This window comes from Lutibacter holmesii (assembly GCF_042679665.1).
GTDB lineage: Bacteria > Bacteroidota > Bacteroidia > Flavobacteriales > Flavobacteriaceae > Lutibacter > Lutibacter holmesii.
Genome location: NZ_JBHTMV010000005.1, coordinates 1 through 508 on the forward strand (window position 1 = coordinate 1; position 508 = coordinate 508).

A 508-nucleotide genomic window follows, 5' to 3' on the forward strand; every position below is an offset into this window, starting at 1 on the left:
CCAAGTGGTTATAGTTATGTAAATGATGACAGTGCAGGGGCGTACGATTCAGCAAGTGGCTTGTGGAGTATTGCAAGTTTAGCCGATGGCGTAACAACGAGCTTAACGATTACAGCCCTTGTAAAAGCGAGTGGTGATTACACGAATGTTGCAGAGATTACGAGCGCCGATCAGGCGGATCCAAATGGGATCGTTCACGGAAACAATACCCCATCAGAGGTTGACCAAGATCAGGTTGCTCCAGTACCGGTAGCACAGGCAGATATTGTGGTTAGCAAGACAGATAATAGTGCAAACTATACACCAGGTACAACAGTTACTTATACGATTAGTGTAACGAACAACGGACNAGTGAACACCGCAAGTATCACATCAGACACAGCAGATCCAGATAGTAGTAATAACAGTGCCACAGATACCAATAATGAAACATTAGTTTCAGATATTTCAATAGAGAAGACAGATGGCTCAAGTACGTATGTACCAGGAGCAGATGTTGTGTATACCA

Annotated in this window: 1 protein-coding gene; it reads left to right on the plus strand. The window is 43.8% G+C overall.

Going from position 1 to position 508, the window contains the following annotated elements:
• On the plus strand, positions 1 to 508 hold a 508-nt coding region (locus ACFQ5N_RS14340), incomplete at both ends, for a hypothetical protein (protein WP_449284335.1).